At 66.5% G+C, this 18,902-nt stretch carries 14 protein-coding genes; 6 read left to right on the top strand and 8 right to left on the bottom strand.

The window, feature by feature from the left end; translation table 11 throughout:
* Positions 1–109: 109 nt before the first annotated feature.
* Positions 110–949 (top strand): PDZ domain-containing protein, encoded by an 840-nt coding sequence (locus AAF481_01425; protein ID MEM7479807.1) that lies wholly within the window; start codon positions 110–112, stop codon positions 947–949.
* A gap of 302 nt (positions 950–1,251) precedes the next feature.
* Here AAF481_01425 and AAF481_01420 read toward each other — a convergent pair whose 3' ends face one another.
* The 3 genes from AAF481_01420 to AAF481_01410 form a co-directional block, all read right to left on the bottom strand.
* Entirely contained in the window at positions 1,252–1,914 is a 663-nt protein-coding gene (locus AAF481_01420) for a spondin domain-containing protein (protein MEM7479806.1), read from the bottom strand.
* A gap of 176 nt (positions 1,915–2,090) precedes the next feature.
* Positions 2,091–3,554 carry an ATP-binding protein gene (locus AAF481_01415; protein MEM7479805.1) on the bottom strand — a complete coding sequence of 488 codons (1,464 nt, stop codon included), beginning with the start codon at positions 3,552–3,554 and terminating at the stop codon, positions 2,091–2,093.
* Positions 3,551–4,306 carry a response regulator transcription factor gene (locus AAF481_01410; GenBank protein ID MEM7479804.1) on the bottom strand — a complete coding sequence of 252 codons (756 nt, stop codon included), beginning with the start codon at positions 4,304–4,306 and terminating at the stop codon, positions 3,551–3,553. The genes AAF481_01415 and AAF481_01410 overlap by 4 nt, the downstream gene beginning before the upstream one ends.
* Positions 4,307–4,422: 116 nt before the next feature.
* Between AAF481_01410 and AAF481_01405 the strand changes: the two genes are divergently transcribed.
* Both AAF481_01405 and arfB read left to right on the top strand, forming a co-directional pair.
* Positions 4,423–5,172 (top strand): alpha/beta fold hydrolase, encoded by a 750-nt coding sequence (locus AAF481_01405; GenBank protein ID MEM7479803.1) that lies wholly within the window; start codon positions 4,423–4,425, stop codon positions 5,170–5,172.
* A gap of 63 nt (positions 5,173–5,235) precedes the next feature.
* Positions 5,236–5,646, top strand: a complete 411-nt coding sequence (arfB, locus tag AAF481_01400; GenBank protein ID MEM7479802.1) for an alternative ribosome rescue aminoacyl-tRNA hydrolase ArfB — start codon at positions 5,236–5,238, stop codon at positions 5,644–5,646.
* Between the two features lie 50 nt (positions 5,647–5,696).
* Here the strand turns inward: arfB and AAF481_01395 are convergent, their stop codons facing one another.
* From AAF481_01395 to AAF481_01385, 3 genes are read right to left on the bottom strand one after another with little or no spacing between them, the layout of a single operon-like run.
* On the bottom strand, positions 5,697–6,287 hold the full coding sequence (locus AAF481_01395) for a hypothetical protein (GenBank protein MEM7479801.1): 591 nt from the start codon (positions 6,285–6,287) through the stop codon (positions 5,697–5,699).
* A complete protein-coding gene (locus AAF481_01390; GenBank protein MEM7479800.1) occupies positions 6,284–7,861 on the bottom strand; it encodes a HAMP domain-containing sensor histidine kinase in 1,578 nt (525 codons plus the stop codon). Before AAF481_01390 ends, AAF481_01395 begins: the two co-directional genes overlap by 4 nt.
* A 7-nt stretch (positions 7,862–7,868) precedes the next feature.
* Complete coding sequence (locus AAF481_01385) at positions 7,869–9,230, bottom strand: sigma-54 dependent transcriptional regulator (protein ID MEM7479799.1); 1,362 nt, start codon at positions 9,228–9,230, stop codon at positions 7,869–7,871.
* A 316-nt stretch (positions 9,231–9,546) separates the two neighbouring features.
* Here AAF481_01385 and AAF481_01380 point away from each other — a divergent pair, with 316 nt between their 5' ends.
* Both AAF481_01380 and AAF481_01375 read left to right on the top strand, forming a co-directional pair.
* Positions 9,547–9,927: a hypothetical protein gene (locus AAF481_01380; protein MEM7479798.1), complete on the top strand. Its 381-nt coding sequence runs from the start codon at positions 9,547–9,549 to the stop codon at positions 9,925–9,927.
* Positions 9,928–10,523: 596 nt separating this feature from the next.
* On the top strand, positions 10,524–12,236 hold the full coding sequence (locus tag AAF481_01375) for an RICIN domain-containing protein (GenBank protein MEM7479797.1): 1,713 nt from the start codon (positions 10,524–10,526) through the stop codon (positions 12,234–12,236).
* On the opposite strand, the gene AAF481_01370 is transcribed toward AAF481_01375, so the two are convergent.
* Both AAF481_01370 and AAF481_01365 read right to left on the bottom strand, forming a co-directional pair.
* Positions 12,237–13,130, bottom strand: coding sequence for an alpha/beta fold hydrolase (locus AAF481_01370; GenBank protein MEM7479796.1), 894 nt, complete (start codon positions 13,128–13,130; stop codon positions 12,237–12,239). It lies immediately after the preceding gene.
* Between the two features lie 4 nt (positions 13,131–13,134).
* Positions 13,135–17,562, bottom strand: coding sequence for a DEAD/DEAH box helicase (locus tag AAF481_01365; GenBank protein MEM7479795.1), 4,428 nt, complete (start codon positions 17,560–17,562; stop codon positions 13,135–13,137).
* 138 nt (positions 17,563–17,700) lie between these two features.
* On the opposite strand from AAF481_01365, the gene AAF481_01360 reads away from it, so the two are divergent.
* On the top strand, positions 17,701–18,858 hold the full coding sequence (locus tag AAF481_01360) for a GGDEF domain-containing protein (protein MEM7479794.1): 1,158 nt from the start codon (positions 17,701–17,703) through the stop codon (positions 18,856–18,858).
* The last annotated feature ends 44 nt before the right edge of the window (positions 18,859–18,902 follow it).

Here is an 18,902-nt window from a genome sequence, read left to right as displayed (position 1 = left end):
CTTCGGTCGGAGACCGGGAACCTTTCGCGGACCCGCGAGTTGTAGGGAGCGAAGGAGGGCGCGAGCGCGACCCTTCGGCTCTCACAGTGACAAGGTTGGAGGAATGAGCATGACCAAGAAAGTCCTGGTGTATCTGGTGATGGTATTCGCCGTGGCGGGTTTCGTGTGGGCGGCGCAGGGTGGCGAAGACGGGGAAGTCGAAAAGCGGGTGCGGGTGCACAAGATCGTGGCCGACTGCGATGGAGAGGATTGCACCGAACACGCGGTGGTGAGCCACAGTGGACGGCACGCGATCTTCATCGGTGAGGATGGCGAGGCCACCGTCGTCGGGGACGGCCCGATGGTTTGGTCCGGTGGTGGTGGTGGATTTCTCGGCGTGGGGTTGACCGAACTCACGCCGGAACTGCGGGAGCACTTCGGTCTGTCGGCGGATGCCGGCGTGATGGTCTCCAAGGTGGTCGCCGGCGGTCCCGCCGACAATGCCGGCATCGAGGTTGGGGACATCATCACCGCCCTCGACGGCGCGGCGGTGAAGTCCGGTGGATCGCTGGCGATGCGGGTGCGAAAGCTCGACGAGAACGAAACCGCCGCGGTCGAGCTGTGGCGTGACGGTCGCTTGCAGACGGCCTCGGTGCAGGTCGAGGAGCGGGTCGCCCCGCGCGCCCACCGCATGGCTTTCCGCTGTGACGACGGCGACTGCGAGTCCCTCCTCTCCGGCGACGCCAACGCCCTCTTCCTGCACTGCGACGGAGGCGATTGCGGCTCCGTCGAGAAGCGGGTGGTGCGGATCGAGTGCGACGGCGACGACTGCGCACCGGGCGACATGAACTTCGACTTCGACTTCAACTGCGGCGAGGAGAACTGCCAAGTGCAGGTCATGTGCGACGGTGAGGACTGCAACTGCACCGTCAACGGCGAATCCGCCGACTGCGCCGCCTTCGGCCATTGACCCGCCATCCGGTGCCACCCGAAGGTCCGTAGGCCACCGACCGGTGCTACGCGCCTGTCGGTCGTCGGCATGGAAGGTGGCTCCGATTCCCCCGAACTGAAGGCGAACGCACCGACTCGCCCTTCGCCGCAGTCAGGGAGGGTTCGCTCTGCCTTCGGACTCTCCGAGTTTCACCTGGAAGAAAATATGCTCCTCCCGCCGTGACGGGAGGAGCATCTGTTTTGTTGGGGAGCCCTGCGCTCCACTGGAGCCGGGTCAAATAGCTGCTAGCCCGTGCCGGGGCGAGCGTCCAATCGAAAGTCCTACGGTGCGAGCTGGATCGTCACTCGGGCCGAGGGGTTGAGCCAAGTGAACTCGCTCGGTTCCAAATCACCGATGCCGGTGATGCCGTTATTGATGTAGATGAATCCTTCGGCACCGGCGGTCGCTCGCACTCCACCGGAGCCGCAGGGAGGTCCCGGGATGAAAGCGCAAAGTTCGTTGTTCTCTTCGCTGCCGGCATCGTAGGCCGGCACCAAGTGCGTCTCGCGCATGCGACGGAAGGGCGTTTCGACGGAGTTCAATCCGAAGAACGCGTCATTGGTCTGGATCAACATACCCACGGCGCTGATGCGATCATAGGGGAAACGCGCGTCCACCAGCACCGTCACGGATTCGCCCGGCGGCACCGGTCCAGCTGCCACGCCAGTGTCGAAGACTTCCGGTACGGTTTCGAGAAGGTCCCTCAGCGGTGCAGGATTTCCGTCTTCCGCCAGAATCGCAAGCTCTGCCAGGGCGGGCTCGCCGGCCTGGAACACCCGAACATCGGCGCTGTGTGCAACCACCAACGGAGGGCTGAAGATCTGTGCCTTGGTTATGTTGGTGATGGTGACCTTGTAGGTAGCGCCGGGCTGCGAGAAGGCCGGCGCGGCGAAGAGCGAAAGGGCCAGCAGGAGCGAGAGGGTGAAAGCAAGGCGAGTTCTCATGGTCGGTCTCCGTAGGATGACGGTTAACGCGGAATGCGCAGAGTTAAGGGTGATGCGAAGAGGCTTGACAATCCCTTCGACAGGCAGACCCTCTCGAACCCGCTTCACGCAGCCCTCACGCAATTCTCACGCTTTTCTCACAGTGTGTCGGTTGGGGCTGTCCGTTGCGTTTTTCTTCAGGGGTGGGTGGGGAGTTCGAAGCGGAAGGTTGATCCGCGGCCCTCTTGGCTCTGCACTTGGATGGGACCGTCGTGGAGGTCGAGGATGCGCTTTGCGATGGCGAGGCCGAGGCCGGTGCCGTCGCGAGATCCGGCCGGATTGTTGTCGCCGCGGTAGAAACGATCGAAGACGCGGGGCAGGTCACCCTGCGGGATGCCGCGGCCGGTGTCGACCACCCGCACCGCGACCCGACCGTCGCGTTCGTCGAGGGCGACGTGGATGCGGCCGCCGTCCGGGGTATAGCGCAATGCGTTTTGCAGCAGGTTCTCCAATACCCTTTCGATCAGCCGGAGATCGGCTTCGACGAAGGGTAGATCCCAGGGCAGGGCGGAGGTGATCTCGATGTTCCGCTGGCGAGCTTCGATCTCGAACTTCTGCACGATGTCCTGGACCAGTTCCGGCAGCGAGAAGCGCTCCCGGTTGAGATGGGTTTCACCGGAATCGAGGCGCGAGAGTTCAAAGAGGTCGTCGATCAACTTTCCGAGGCGCTCGCTTTGGGCAAGGGCGATTTGCAGGTATTCCCGTCGGTCCGCCGCGGAGATCGTAGCTTCCTTGAGCAATAGGGTCTCGAGGAATCCCCGCAGCGACGCCAAGGGGGTGCGCAGGTCGTGAGACACCCCCACCACCAACTCCCGCCGCAGTCGATCCGCCGCCTCCAGTTCGTACATCTGGCGCGCCAGGCGTTCGGCCATCTGCTGAAAGGTGCCGTCAAGACGGTCGATTTCGTCTCCACTTCGACGGACGAGATCCGCTCCGTCCTGTAGTTCCTCGGCAGCGAAGGTGCGCATCCGCCGGTCGAGACGCCGCAGCCGGCGGGTGAGCAATCGGAACGCGAGCAGGCCCGCCGCGATGGCCGCGATGAGGGCACCGAGAACGCCCCACAATCCGAGTCGCAGAATGTAGCTGTCGGCGAGGAGGGTCGCCACGGAGTCGTAGCGCTCACCGCCCAGCACCACGTACAGGTAGCCGAGAAGCTCGCCCTCGTCCTCTACCGGTGCTGCCGAGAACACCTTGCCCCGCTCCGGGTGGCGCGGGTCGTCACCGCGGATCGGCAGGGGCACATCGCCCGCTAGGAGCCTGTGCACCGGAGCGAGGTCGACCGCTTGACGCACCACCTTGCCCGGCGGCGCGTCATACCCGACGATGCGACCCCCCGGATCGAGTAGGTAGACCTCGATGCGCGGGTTGATCACCATCAACATGTGGAAGATGTGCTTCAGCCCTTCCTCGCGCAAGCGGCCCTCGGCGACTAGCTCCGAGTCCTTCACCAGGTGGGCGGCGAGGTCGCGATTGAGGCGCTGCGAAACCTCGGCCAGGTAGAGGCGCAGGCTGAAGAAGGCCGCCGTTGCCCCGGTGGCACCGCCGACGACCAGCAGGAGGAGAAAGACGCCGGCGATCTTGCCGTAGAGGGTGCGGCTCATGATCGTGCCTCCACGACGTTCTCGGCTCCCTCTTCGCGATCGGCCAGTTCCGAGGCCTCGACAAAGCGATAGCCCACCCCCCAGACGGTCTGCACGTAGAGCGGCCGGGCTGGATCGCGTTCGATTTTGGATCGCAGGCGATTGATGTGTGAGTTGACGGTGTGCTCGTAGCCGTCGTGGCCGTAGCCCCATACCTGATCGAGCAGCTCCGGCCGGGTGTAGACGCGGCCCGGATGCTGCGCGAAGTGGACGAGCAGATCGAATTCTCGGGCGGTGAGATGTACCGCCTTGCCACCTACGGTGACTCGTCGCCGGCTCGGTTCGATCGCCAGATCTCCCATCTCCAAACGCTCGGTTTTGAATTCCGATGGCACCGACAGCGCGTCGAGGCGGCGGAAGAGAGCTTTGACCCGAGCGATGAGTTCGCGGATGGAGAAGGGCTTGGTCAGGTAGTCATCCGCCCCCATTTCGAGACCGAGAACCCGGTCCACTTCGCCGGAGCGGGCGGTCAGCATCAAGATGGGTGTGTAAGCGGCGCCGTCGGCCCGCAGGCGGCGACAGATCTCCAGGCCGTCCACGCCGGGCAGCATGAGGTCTAGAATCACCAGATGATAGGCGCCCGTCGTCGCTTCCCGCAGACCCCGCAGGCCGTCTGGAGCGACCGTTACCTCGCAGCCAAGATCCACTAGGTGCATCTCCGCCAGACGGGCGATCTCCGGTTCGTCTTCGATCACGAGCACTCGTTTGTCCATCACGGTCCTTGGCCTCCCGTAGGGGAGTCTAGCGGGCGCATCTCACGAAAGGATCACGAAGGAATGAAGGGCTGGTCGAGAACGGCGGTGGTCTTCGGGGATAGGATCTAGGGGTGATGATCCTGCCGTTGTTGTTGAGCTTGTTGCTGCCGGTGGAGTCTACGGCGACGCTGCCGGAGCAGGCGCCGCCGAAGAGTTGTGTGATTCTCCTCCACGGCCTGGCGCGGACCGCCGGTTCCATGGAAACCATGGCCGCCGGCTTGGTCAAGGGGGGCCACGCGGTGGTCAATGTGGACTATCCGTCGCGCGATGCCGAGATTGCCCCGCTTGCGGCGGCGGCGATCACCGGAGGTGTGAAGCGGTGTGAGGCGCATGCTCCGGAAGTGCCGATCGACTTCGTGACTCATTCCCTGGGCGGCATTCTGGTGCGTTTCTATCTGACGCAGGACGACATCCCGCGGCTCGGCCGGGTCGTGATGCTGGCGCCGCCCAACCAGGGTAGCGAGGTGGTGGACAACCTGCGGGACGTGCCGGGATTCGAGCTGATCAACGGCCCGGCGGGCCTCCAGTTGGGAACCGGGGAGGACAGCGTGCCGCGGCAACTCGGTCCGGTGGCATTCACTCTCGGCGTGATCGCCGGCAGCGAGACCTTCAACCCCATTCTCTCGCAATGGCTTCCCAATCCGGATGACGGCAAGGTCTCCGTCGAGAGCACCAAGGTCGAGGGCATGAGCGACTTCCTGATCGTCGCAGCGTCCCACCCGTTCATCATGGGCGATGACGAGGTGATCTCTCAGGTGCTCTATTTTCTGGAGAAGGGTGTGTTCCGGCGGGAGTCCGAGTCGCTAGAGGCCCAGGGGTTCTAGGGCGTCCCTCGGCGGCATACTGACGTTCGGGTGGCACCTTCAAGAGGGCAGGAGGATGGGTGGATGAGCGCCGCGATGGTGATTCCCGAAGACGAGCTGGAGTTCCGGTTTTCGCGCAGTTCGGGCCCTGGTGGCCAGAACGTGAACAAGGTGGAGAGCCGGGTGGAGGTGATGTGGGATGTGGCATCGACCTCTGCTCTGGACGAGGACCAGCGGGTGCTGCTCATGGAGCGGCTCGCTACCCGCATCACCAAGGCGGGGATTCTGCGGGTGGTCTCTCAGAAGCACCGCACTCAGGCCGCCAATCGCGATGCCGCCCGTCTCAAGCTCGAGGAACTGGTCGCCGGAGCGTTGGTGCGCCGGCCTCGGCGCAAGCGGGTGCGGGTGTCGAAGGCGGCCAAGCGGCGACGTCTCGAGAACAAACGCCGGCGCAGTCAGATCAAGAGGAGTAGGGGGCGGGTCGACGACCACTGAGGCGGTCCGACGGCGACCCGGTGCGGTCCGGCCGGCCCCGCGAGCCGTTTCTAGGGCGGCGAGGCTAGGTCGATTTCTTTTAATCGCTCCAGTTCCAGGGACAGCCGATCGGCTGCTTCTCGATGCTCGGTCAGGCGGTTGCGCAGGGTGGCGAGGTTGGCTTCGAGCTGCTCGACGGTCTGGTCCAGTCGCTGGTTTTCTTCCAGCTTTTCGCCGAGTCGGTTCTCGTACTCGGCCAGTTCGACCATCAGGTCGGTCAGTTCACCGTGCAGCCGGCTGATCCGCTCCCGCCGCTCCGTCAAACTGCGCCGCAGGCGCTGGATGCGCTGCCGGTCGCTGAGCATCTGCTGGGCCTGCCGCCCGTAGGGCGTTTCCGGCTGGGCGGCCAGTTGCTCCAGCAGTTGCCGGCTGCGCGCCGGGTCGTGGGCCGGACCGCTGGGCATGTCGTAGATCAGCGCCAGCCGGAACAGGGCGCGATTCCGCTCCGCCCCGGCCGGCAGGTCGGCGAGGGTGGACTCGTAGGCGGTAACCGCCGCCGACAGGTCGCCCTGCTCGAAGAGGTCGTCCGGGGTCGGGGCCAGGGTGCAGCCGGCGAGGGCCAGCGCGAAGGCGAGGAGCAGCACGCTGAGTCGAGTGCTCATCCCGCTCTCCGAGCCGCCATCGGCCGCAAACCCAGGGAGGCGACGCCGTCCCGCGCCGGGTGCAGCAGCAGATGGAAGACGCTGCCCGGCGGCCGTCGGTCGTTCTCCGGCCCGTCGGACACCCAGATCGCTCCCCGGTGCGCCGCGACCACTTCCCGGCAGATCGCCAGGCCGAGGCCGACGCCGGTGCCGGATCCGGCGCGGCGGTTGGCCTGATGGAACTTCTCGAAGATGGCGACCTTGTGTTCGTCCGGTACCCCCGGTCCCTGGTCGCCAAAGGTGAGGTGGATCCACTCGCCGTCTTCCGGCGTTTCGGTGAGCGTCCGGTCCCAGGCCGCCGGCAGGTGGTCCGGCGTCCGGTCGGTGGCCGTCGCGCGGATCACCACGGTGCTGCCGCGGGGGGAGAATTTGATGGCGTTTTCGAGCAGGTTTTCGAACACCTGGTAGAGACGGTCCCCGTCGCACTGGGCGATGAGCGGCCGCGGGCCGAGATCGAGATCGAAGGTGATGTCGCGCTCCCGGGCGGGACCTTCGAATTGGTCGACGGCGAGGTACAGCAGGTCCGTCAGGTCCCGGGCCTTGAGGTCGTACTGGACGATGCCCGTTTCGAGAGTCGACAGATCGAGCAGCTTGACGATCATGCCGGAAAGGCGCCGGCCGCTCTGCAGGTTGAGTTCGACCAGCCGCCGCTGCCGAGGGGTCAACTCACCGGGCAGGCCGTCGAGCAGGAGCTGGTTGGTCTCCTGCATCGCCACCAGGGGGGTCTTGAGTTCGTGCGAGACCCGCGACAGAAACTCTTTCTTGAGCTGATCGAGCTGCGACAGGGCCGACACCATGCGGTTGAAGTCCGTCGCCAGGTCGGCGAACTCGTCGTCTTCGTCCACTTCGAGACGCACCGAAAGGCGGCCGCCGCGCACCTTGCGAGTGACCTCCCCGAGGCGCTTCAAGGGCTCGTTGATGGCGCGGACGGTACCCAGCAGGACGATCAGCGAAAGGACCAGCGAAATTCCCAACACTGTCCAGGACACCCGCTGTGCCCGCAGACTGGCCGCCACATAGAGCCGTGACTCCTCGTTGATAGCGTACTGGGTGATGTCCTTGACCGCCTGGGCGGCCGCCTGCAGGGCGCCGATCTGCTGCAGGTACTCGTCCTGGAGCTCGGCTTGCCGGGGCGGCGGCAGGTCGAGCAGGCCTTCCGGACGGCCCTGGTCGCTGGCGAGCGGGAAGGCACTCCACAGGCGGACTAGACTCTCCACCCGCTCGGTGACGTCGGCCGATGCCGGGGTGCGGCCTTTGAGGTCCGCCAGGCGCTCGTCGACACCGACCGCCGCCAGCTTGAGGTTCTCGCCATAGCGGGGATCCTGTACGGCGAGCATGCCCCGCAGCAGCTCCTCCATCCGTTCGAGGTGGCGGATGGTCTCGAGGGAGTCGATGGCGACCTGAAAGTAGTCCGAGGACACCCGGTCGCTCTTGCCGGCAAGGCGCCGCCCGAAAGACACCTGGTAGATCAGCGCGACGCCCAGCAGCAGGATCAGGAGCCCTGAGCCGGTGGCGACTTTGCTCGCGATCCGCACGGCGTATCTACCTCTTGGAACCGAAGGCCCGCAGCTTGTTGCGGATGGTCTTGACGTCGAGGCCGAGGCGGCGCGCGGCTTCGGCCTTGTTGTTGCCGGCGCGCTTCAAGGTTTCGGTGATCAGGATCTCTTCTGCCTCGGCGAAGGTCACCTCCCGGGGCAACACGATCTCTTCGCCGCGGTCGGCATTGGGGTCCTGGATGTGCGGCGGCAAGTGGGGCGGCTCCACCCATCCCTCGCGGGCGAGGATCACGCCTCGCTCCACCACGTTGCGCAGTTCCCGCACGTTGCCCGGCCAGGAGTAGGCATCGAGCAGTTCGCCCGCTGCCTCGCCGATCCCTTGCACCGCGATGCCGTACTTGTCGTTGAAGCGGCGGATGAAGCTCTGGGCGAGGAGCGGTATGTCCTCCCGTCGCTGCCGCAGCGGCGGCAGGAACAGGGTGAATACGTTGAGGCGGTAGTAGAGATCTTGCCGCAGCAGACCGTCGCGCACAGCCTGCTCCGGCTCCCGGTTGGTGGCCGCCAGCAGGCGCACGTCGAAGGCGAATTCCTTGCTCGCCGCCAGGCGCCGCACCCGGCCGTCTTCCAGTACGCGCAGGAGCTTGGGCTGTAGGTTGATCGGCATCTCGGCGATCTCGTCGAGGAACAGGGGTCCCCGGTGGGCCATCTCGAAACAGCCGGGGCGCGCCGAGGCGGCGCCGGTGAAGGCGCCCTTTTCGTGGCCGAAGAGTTCGCTCTCGGTCAGCCCTTCGGGAATGGCGGCGCTATTGAGGGCGATGAACGGTCCCTCCCGGCGGGTACTCAAGCTGTGCAACGTCCGAGCCACCAGCTCTTTGCCGGTGCCGCTCTCGCCGGTGATGATCGCCGCCGCGTCGCTTTTGGCCAACACCCGGATGAGGTCAAAGAGTTCCCGCATCGGTTTGCTCGCGCCGATCATTGCGCCCTGGCCGGGCGCTCCGTCGAGGCGTTTTTCGAGCTGCCGGGTGGAGGCGCGGGTGGCGAGATCACCTTCCGCGTCGGCCAGGATGCCGCGCAATTTGGGGTAGTCGATGGGTTTGGTCAGGAAGTCCCTGGCGCCTAGTTTCATCGCCTCCACCGCCGCGTCGACGGTGCCGTAGGCGGTGATCAGGATCACCGGCCGGTCGCGGTTGCCGGCTTTCAGGGATGCCAGGAGGTCGAGGCCCGTCAGGTCCGGCAACACGACGTCGGAGATCACCACTCCCGGATCGAGGGACTCGGCCAGGCGCCTCGCCTCGTCGCCGTCTTCCGCCAGGGAAACGTCAAAACCCCACTCGGCGAGGCGCATCTCCAGCACCTCGCGCATCGCTGCATCGTCGTCCACCACCAGCACCTTGGTCGCATCGGTCATCGTGCATTCCATTGTAATGGCTCGATACGCTATCGACCCGGTGACCGCGGAGCCCGCGGGGGGCCGCTCTCAGGCGCCCTTCGGTCGCCGATCGGGGAATCGGGGAAACCTTCCCCGCTCATCCCCGCCCTCTGGAAGACCCTCGAGAATCTTCGGCGGGTGCCGAAAAGCCCTGTCTCATGGGTGCTAGGCCCGCTCTGCCCGGCTTGGCACGGCCGTTGCTCTAGAGGGTTGGCGTCTGCCGGCCTTGCTTCGACACCAATGCTGGCGGCCATTTAACGCAGGACGCATGAACCGACTGCCAAGGAGGTACACCATGCGAAAGTTGTTCTCGATGCTGATGACCTGTGGACTCGCCCTCGCCGTACTGGCGGTGGGCAGCATGGCCACGGCTCAGGACGAGCAGGTCGACGACCCGACCTGCGAGGTGCTCTTCGAAACCGGCGAGGTGGAAACGAAGGGTGAAGCGGTGCAAATCGCCATCGCCCTGACCGAGCCCGTCGGGGCCGTGGAGACGATCGAGATCGATCCGGACAGTGGCGTGACCATCTCTTCGATGGACGCCGAGGACGGACTTCACCTGCGCCTCGAGGCCGACACGACCGCCGCCAAGGGCGGCGTCTGGTCCCTCTGGGTGGTGGGTGAAACGGGGACCTGCACGGGCCAGTTGTCCGTGGCGGAAACCGACCAGGCCTAACTTCCGTAGTCCGAAGATAGGCGTAGTGCTTTGAAAACACGGCTCTTGCGGAGAACACTGCGGTTCGCACTGTCCAGCTATTCGGCCATGTCTGCTTCACAGAGCGAGGTGTTTCGCCTCGAGAGCCTTACTTCTCCCTCCTCCCCTCCCTCGGCCCCCTCCGCGCTGCCCTAACCGGCGGCGCGGAGGGGGTCCCCTCCTTTTTTGGAGTCTTAGGTTCGCGGTGAGTTCTGCTGCGAGGGCGGCTGCGGCTGCATCTGCGGCGTCACGCAACCTCTGCGCTCCTCGACGTACTTCCAGTACGCCTGCGGTGCTCGATGCCGCATCCTTGCAGCTACAGCCACATCCACCCTCTCGCGACGAACTCACCGCGAACCTAAGACTCCTGGAGTTCGATGGAAGGCTGCACTCGCTGGGGATCAGTGGTTGGCGCCTGTCGCAGAGGGGATGACTCCTGGATCGAAAGGTGGTCGGTTAAAGGGTTGAAGTGAGTGTTTTGACGCTTCGATTCGTCTCGGAGGGTGTACCGACGTTCCACAGCCCGCCCAGTGGCTGTGCGAGACGTCTCCACCGCTTTCGTTCTGAGGAGAATCGAGATGCCCAATGACCAACAGCCCGAAGACGCTGTCCTGTTTCCTCCACTGCCGGAAGAGTTTGCCAGCGCTTTGGAAGGGATGCCCGAGGCGATTCGCCGGGGCGATGTCTACCCGACCTTTCTGGAATCCCAGTGCGGTGCCACGGACGATTCGCAGCCCGTCGAGCAATACGACGGCACCCTCGGCGTCACCCGAGCCTTCGTCGATGCCCACCAGGGACCCGTCGGTCAACTGCAGTGGAACGACAATCTGGGGGCTCTCTACGACAACCCCGGCAACGTCGCCGGCGTGCGGTGGTGTACCGGCACGCTGATCAGCGACAACCTCTTTCTGACCGCCGGACACTGTTTCGACCGGACGGGGGGCGGTTGGCAGCGGCCGCGGGTGAATGGTTCGAACGACATCATCTCGAGTGCGGAAATCGCGCGCCGCATGCACGTCAACTTCAACTACCAGGTGGATCCCAACGGCGACCTGCGAACCGCGTCGATTTTCGCCATCGAGGAGTTGACCGAGTACCGGCTCGGCGGTCTCGACTTCGCCATCGTGCGCCTCGAAGGTGCGCCGGGCCGGATTTTCGGCACCGGGAAGGTCGCTCAGCAGGACGCCGCTGTCGACGACATGATTTGCGTCATCGGCCATCCTGCCGGCGTTCCGAAACGGATCGAGGCGGGGCCGCTCACGTCCTTTGACGATTTCAGGATCCGGTACAACGACATCGATACCCTCGGTGGCAACTCCGGCTCGGCGATCTGGCGATCGCTCACCGGAGACATCGTCGGGGTGCATACGAACGGCGGTTGCCGGACGGACGGCTCGGGTTCGAACTTCGGTGTCCGCATCGGTCGGCTGCTCGAAGCATCGCCCACTCTCCAGAACATCGCTCAGCCGGCATTGGAAGGGCTGTTCACCCTCCAGCAGAAGGCCAACCATCGATTCCTGGACGCCTACCAGTCCTCAAACCGGGATTTCTCGGTCGTCACGCGGACCTCCCAGAACAACCATACGCAGCGCTGGGTGATCACGCCGGTGGGTGGGGTGTACACCGTCCAGCAGGTGATCAATGGCCGTTTCGTCGATGCCTACGAATCACAGTCCAACAACTACTCGGTAACGACCAGGAGAGCGCAGAACAACGACACCCAGCGTTGGGTCCTTCGGCCGGTGGCGGACCGATTGTCCACCTACACGATCCAGCAGTTGAGCACTTCTCGTTTCTTGGACGCCTACACCTCGGGCAACGATTTTCTGGCGGTGACCCGAACGGAGCAGAACAATGACACCCAGCGTTGGGTGCTCCATCCTCTCGGTGGCAACACCTACACCCTGCAGCAGGAAGTCAACGGTCGTTTCTTGGACGCCTACACCTCGGGCAACGATTTTCTGGCGGTGACCCGAACGGAGCAGAACAATGACACCCAGCGTTGGGTGCTGACGCCGGTCGGCCAGGTGTGCACCATCCAACAGCGGAGCAACGGTCGTCACCTCGACGCCTACACCTCGGACAACGACCATTCGGCGGTCACCCGAATCGTCCAGAACAACGACACGCAGCGTTGGATCCTCATGCCGTTGGGCAACGAGACCTACACCGTCCAGCAGTTGACTACGGGTCGTTTCATGGACGCCTACACCTCGAGTAACAATCACCAGGTAGCCACCCGGAGGGCGCAGAACAACGACACTCAGCGCTGGATCATCAAGCCGGCATAGCTAGCCTGCAAGGGCTTTCTCGAAGGTTCTGAGGGCGAGGTCGATGACCTCGTCCTCGGCGATTTTGATCGCTCCCAGGTGGCCGGCTTTGGGGATGATCCGATGGTCGCCGCCGGCGGCTTGGGCAAGGGACTGGGTGTCTCCGGGGCGCACACCGGGGTCGCGTTTGCCGGTGAGGTAGGCGACCGCCTGGACGCCCAGGTGCGGGGCGTGGAGGCGCAGGTCGAGGAAACGGTAGGAGCGCCGGAAGACGGAGGCGAAAAAGCGGTAGGCCGGCTTGCCCAGGGGCGCCATGCGGGTGGACCATTCGAGGAGGTGTGGCGAGACGTCCTCGAAGAAGGCGCCGCGGGCGGCCTGGGTGCGGGACAGGGCCGCGTGGGCCCAGTAGCCGCCGGAACTGACCCCCCACACGAAGATCGGATCATCCGGCCAGCGCCGCTGGACTGACCTGAGCATATCCTCGGTGGCGAGGTCATAGAGGCCGGTGGGGCCGTTGGTGCCGTCAAACCCCGGCAGGTCGGCGGTCAATACGCGATAGCCGGCGGCGCGCAGCGCCGGGATGCGCCTGCGCCGGTGGAAGTAGGCGCGGCCCCACTCCAGCCAGGGAGCGAGGAGCAACACGGTGCCCCGGGCGTTGTCGACCGGAAAGAGGGTTGCCGTCAGATGACCGCGATCGCGGCGCGGCAGGGAGCTGTGCTCGAAGGGCGCGAGTTCCGGTGGCGGTTCCGGCAGGGCGCGCCGCGGCAGACGCGGGGCGAGCCAGCGGAAGAGGCGGCTGGAGAAGGCCTCTTCGAGGGCGCCCGGCCGCGGCGGCGCGTGCGTCGCTTCGTCTTCGGCCCGATCCCTCGCCGAGACGGCGAGCGGTTCGGGAAGGGCGTCTTCCTCGGGTGGCAATGTTTCAGATCCTCGATCTTCCAGCGTTCAGGGCGGCATCCGAGTGTTCCGGAATGGGCTGCCGGAGAAGGATGCGTTCCTGGCGGACCCGTTCCGGCGGCGCCGGGTCGTCGGCGGCGGACAGAAAGCGGGTTCTTCCGGCCTCGTGAAAGGCGTTCGGCAGGCCGTTTTGTAACAGCAGGCGGTTGGTCGCTACCGCCGGCAGGCGCTCGCCGGGGGTGATGATGCCGGCGAGATTGAGTGGGTCGGCGGCGGAGAGAGACACCGGGCCGAGTTCGCTCTTGCGGGCGGAGCGCAGGGCGGGAATCGCCTTCGGCAGGGCGAACTGCTCGCCGGAAAAGCCGGCGACGAAACGGCCGCCGCGCAGCTCTCCTCGGGCTTCCCGGCGACGCAGCACCCGCAGCAGGTCGCGCCACGGCGGCGAGATGGTCTCTCGCGCGAGGAGTGAACGGAAGATCACGCCGTAGCGTTTGAGCAGACTGTCCGCCACCGCTTCGAAGTCGTCGTCTGTCGGTGCCTCGGGGGCCTGTGGCAGAAGGGACCAGCGGCCGCCGCCTTCGAGGGCCGAGACGTTGCCTGCTCGCATCGCCGTGCGGTACGCCGCCGGCCGCCGGGACGCCGGCACCAGCAGGGCCCGGAGGCCGGCGAAGGCGTCGGAGGTCACCCGGCCGGCGGCGGCGAGTTCCGCCAGTCCCTCTTCGGCCTGCACCGGCAGCAAACCGGAGTGGCGCAGGAGATCCGAGAAGAACGAAGCGCCGAGGTCTTCGAGGCTGCGGCGGATGGCGTCGGCATTGGCGGTCAGATCCTGCCCCTTGCAAGGCGAGACCAGGGCGCGCAGGGCCGGGAGATTCTCCCTGCGCAGCAGGGCGATCGGCGCTTGGGCGAGATTCATCGGCCGGCGCCCTGCCGCCGCCGGCGCCAGGCGGCACCACATCCACCGGCCGGACAGGAACAGCGTGTCGAGCCAGGCCGGATCGAAGTCCGCCACCCGCGCCGGCAGGAGATCCCGTTCCCAGGCCGCCGCCGGCGCGGCGAAGCCTTCGAGGCGCTCTAGGGCGGCGGTGAGGCTGGCCTGCCCGCGGCCGCGGTCTTCGCCCGGCGCCGCTTGCTGCCAGCAGAGGAGGTATCGCCCGAGGGTGCCGCGATCCACCAGTTCGATCTCGCTGCGCAGGCGGCGCAGGGTGTAGCGGTGGATGCGGGCCAGCAGACGCCGCTCGCACCACTCCTCCTCGCCGCCGTCGGTGAAGCAGCCGCGCAGCACGAAGCCCTCGCCTTCCAGGGCGGTGAGCGCCGCTTCCACTTCGCCGGGGGTCCATCCCGACTCGCCGGCCAGGGCGTCCACCGTCACCGGCCCCAAAGCCTCCAGGCGGCTCCGCAGCAGCTCGACCCGGGCTTCTTCGGCTCTCCATTCCCGCCGCTCCAAGCGCTCCGGAAAGGGAATCGGCGGCTCGAGGGTCCGGTGCCGGAAGGCCCCTTGGACCTGGTCCAGCCGTTCCGCCGCCACCCACAGGTGGGCAGGACCCGCCAGCCGCGTGGCCCGGCCGGCGGCGGCCAGCTCCGTTTGCCAGAGGTGCGCCGCGTCGCCCCAATCGTCGGCCGGCAGGTAGCCGTAGATGACCATCGCGTCGTGCAGTTCTTCCGCACTGTCCGCCGTCGGCCGGGCTTCGGTCCGTACCCGCTCGACGGCCGCCGCGTCGAGAACTCCGAGGTCGTCGGCACTTTCCGGATCGATCCACCGGCGAGCCGATACGGCGTGGCTGCGGCGCTCTTCGAGGGGGGCGTCGTCCAGGAAGGCGTAGGGCATGGCGTTCAGAATCTCGTGCGCCAGGGGCGACGGCTCCGTCAGATCCCGCGCGACGGTGGTGAGGTTGCCGGCCAGGAGCTCTTCGAGGATCGCGATCAGCCGTTCCAGGTCCATGGCGTCCTGCAGGCAGTCCTGGAGGGTCTCGGCAACCAGCGGGTGGTCCGGCACCTGGCGATCGCCCTCGATGGTTTCGAGGCAGGCAAGCTGGTCCGGAAAGACCACCGCCACCAGATCCTCGGCGGCCTGCCGCTGGAGCGGCGGCGGCACCCGGCGACCGCCCCGGAAGCGCGGCAGGGCGAGGGCGCGGGAGGCGTTCCAGCGCCAGCGCACGCCGAACATGGGAGAGTCGAGGAGGGCCTGCACCAGCACATCCCGCACGCTCGCCGGGTGGAGGTAGCGGAATACTTCTTCGAGCGGAAAGCTGTGGCTCGGGCCGAGGGACAGGAGGATGGCGTTGTCGTTGGCCGCCGCCTGGAGTTCGAAGTTGAACTGGCGGCAGAACCGCTTGCGCAGCGCTAGGCCCCAGGCACGGTTGACCCGGGTACCGAAGGGCGAGTGGAGTACCAAATGCATGTCGCCAGCGCGATCGAAGAACCGTTCCATCACCAGGGTGCGCTGGGTCGGCATGGCGCCGAGGCAGGCGAGGGAGACGGCCAGGTACTCGACCAATTGTCCCGCCGCCGCCGGTGGGAGATGGAGTTCTGCGGACAGCTCGTCGGCTACCCGGTGGCGGTCCTCCGCGGTGGGCGAGTCGCCGAGCGCTTCGGCGATCCCCTGCCGTAGGCGGGTCACCGCCAGGGACAGCTCCTCCGTCCGTCCCGGCATCTCGCCGAACCAGAAGGGGATGTTCGGCGCCTCGCCGCGGGCATCCTCCACCCGTACCCGGCCCTGCTCGATGCGCAGGATGCGCCAGGAGAGGTTGCCGAGCTGGAAGACGTCTCCAGGCAAGCTCTCGACGGCGAAGTCTTCGTCGACGCTGCCCAGCCGCACGCCTTCCGGTTCGAGGACGACGTCGAAGTCTGCCGTGTCGGGGATTGCGCCGCCGGAGGTCAGCGCGGTCAGCCGGGCGCCCTTGCGGGCGCGCAGCTTGCCGTGCACGGCATCGCGATGCAGATAGGCGCTCCGCCGGCCACGCTGGGTGGAAAAGCCGTCGCCGAGCATGGCGAGGACCTCTTCGAAGCGCTCCCGGGTGAGCTCGCGATAGGGATGGGCGCGGCGGACCAGGCGCCACAGGTCGTCTTCTCGCCAGTCCTCGACGGAGACGGCGGCGACCATCTGTTGCGCCAACACGTCGAGCGGGGCCCGGGGCCAGACGAGACGGTCCAGCTCCCGGCGGCGAACCGCATCGAGCAGCGCGGCGGACTCGACCAATTCATCGCGGGTGAGGGGGTAGATGCGCCCCTTGGGAGTGCCGGCGACCTGGTGGCCGGAGCGGCCCACCCGCTGCAGGAGGGTGGCGATGGAGCGCGGCGAGGCGATCTGGCACACCAGGTCGATGCTGCCGATGTCGATGCCCATTTCGAGCGACGCGGTGGCGACCAGGGCCTTCAGTTCGCCGCCTTTGAGGCGGCGCTCGGCATCGAGCCGGCGCTCCCTGGCGAGGCTGCCGTGGTGCGAGGTGACCGCGTCCTCGCCGAGGCGCGTCGCCAGATGACGGGTGACCCGCTCCGCCAACCGCCGGGTGTTGACGAACACCAGGGTGGTGGTGTGGGCCTCGATCTGCCTCGCCAGGCGGTCGTAGATCTCCTCCCAGACCTCATTCGACAGCACCGCTTCGAGAGGCGAGTCCGGCACCTCGATCGCCAGGTCGAGGGGCCGGCTGTGGCCGGTGTCGACAATTCTGCAGTGCGGATGCCGGCCGTTTTCCCCGCCGCCGGTGAGGAAGCGGGCGACCTCTGCGATGGGCTTCTGGGTGGCCGACAGGCCGATGCGTCGTAGAGTGCCGCCCTCTTTCTCCACCGCCTCTTTTTCAACCAAGTCGCGCAGCCGTTCGAGGGAAAGCGCGAGGTGGCTACCGCGCTTGTCGCCGGCCATCGCGTGGATCTCGTCCACGATCACCGTGCGGACGGTCTTCAGCAGTCCCCGACCGCCGAGACTGGTGAGCAGCAGGTAGCAGGATTCCGGGGTGGTGACCAGCAGGTGCGGCGGTTCCTTGAGCATTTTGCCGCGGGCGCTCTGCGGCGTGTCGCCGGTGCGCACTGCCCGGCGGATGGCGACCGGCGGCCGGCCCATCGCCGCCAATTCTTTGGCGATGCCCGCCAGGGGAGCTTCGAGGTTGCGCTCGATGTCGTTCGACAGAGCCTTGAGCGGCGAAATGTAGAGCACCCGCGTCTCGTCCGGCAGTCCGCCGTCCGATTCGCTGCCCTCACGCACCAGCTCATCGAGGGCACAGAGGAAGGCCGCCAGGGTCTTGCCGGAGCCGGTGGGTGCGGCGACGAGAGTGTGTTCGCCGGCGCGGATGGCCCGCCAGGCGTCGACCTGGGCGCCTGTCGGGCGGTCGAAAGCGGAGCGAAACCACCTTCTGACGGCCGGATGGAACATGGCCAAGGGATCCCCCTGGGCGGAGTCCTCTTGTGCGCTTCCGGTCTGTTTGGGGCGGCCGTCGACGGCCGCTTGCGGCTCTGCCATCAGGCAGCGACGATATCGCAGGGCGGGGCCCTGGCCGGCGCGGAACCGTTGCGGCAAGGGAACCTGCTACTCTTATGGCTCTATTTGCATCGAGGGTGTCGGTAGAGCGAAGCCGGTGACCCCCAGGAGGCATGCGGTTTGTTTTCTTCCATGGCGCTGGTTGCGGGACGAACGGCGGACCTGTGGGAGCGCCTTTGGGTGGCTCCGGATTTTGCCTACGCGCACGTCGGCGCGGCGGGTGAACTGTTGGTCGCCCGCGTGCGGGCGGTCATCGGCCTGCTGATCCTGATCATTCCGGCGGTGGGGGTGGTTCTCCAGCCGACCGTGGTTCTGCGCGTCGCTTTTGTGCTCGTTGCCCTGACCCTGCTGCAAACCCTGATCGTCTATCAGGTGCTGCGGCGCAATGGTCACCTGCCGGGATTGGGATTCGTCAGTAGCCTGCTCGACGTGACCTTGGTCAGCGCCGGCCTGGTGGTGGCCGCCCGCAGCGATGCGGTGACCGGCGGTAGTGCTGAGGGTATTGCCTTCCTGATCTACTTCCTCGCCATCTTCGCCACCTCCCTGCGCTTCGATGCGCGGGTCTGTCTGGTCACCGGCGCAGCGGCGGTGGTGCAGTACACCCTGCTGGCGGTGTTCTTGCCGAGCATGAGCCTCGCGTCCGCCGCCGATTCCAGCCTCTTCGGCTCCTGGTTGGTCCACGTGGCCCGTGGGGTGCTGTTGACCGCCGCTACTTTCCTCGCTTCGGCCCTGGTGCTGCGCGGCCGGGCGCTCCGCCGCCTGTCGATCCGCGACCCGCTGACCGGCGTGATGAGCCGGGGCTTCTTCGAAGAGCGCCTGGCGGAGGACGCTCCGCGCATCGAACAGCGACGCGACGTCGCCGTTTGCGCGATGCTCGACATCGATCATTTCAAGGCCTTCAACGATCAGCACGGCCACAGCGCCGGGGATCAGGCTCTGCGGGTGATCGGTTCGGTGTTGCGCGCTTCCTTCCGTTCGTCGGACATTGTGGCGCGCTATGGCGGTGAGGAATTCACGGTGATCGTGGTCGGCCTCGATCCGGTACTCGCCCTCGGTCGCATGGAGGCGATTCGCCGTACCGTCGCCGAGTCGCCGGTCTCCCTGCGCGGCGGCCGGTCGGCACCGATGACCGTCAGCATCGGGGTCGCCTGCTTCCCGGTCGACGGCTCCAGCCTGCAAGCGGTGCTGGCGCAGGCGGACGACCGCCTCTACCAGGCGAAGGCGGCTGGTCGCAATCGGGTCGAAGGCCCCACCTTGGACACCCTGCGGTCGCTATAATTCTCCCATCGCTCAGACCACGACTTGCAGCAGCCGTTGCCGAG

This window comes from Acidobacteriota bacterium (assembly GCA_039030395.1).
Classification (GTDB): Bacteria; Acidobacteriota; Thermoanaerobaculia; order Multivoradales; family JBCCEF01; genus JBCCEF01.
The sequence above is the reverse complement of the archived record's forward strand: the minus strand, read 5'-3'. Positions and strand labels throughout refer to the sequence as shown.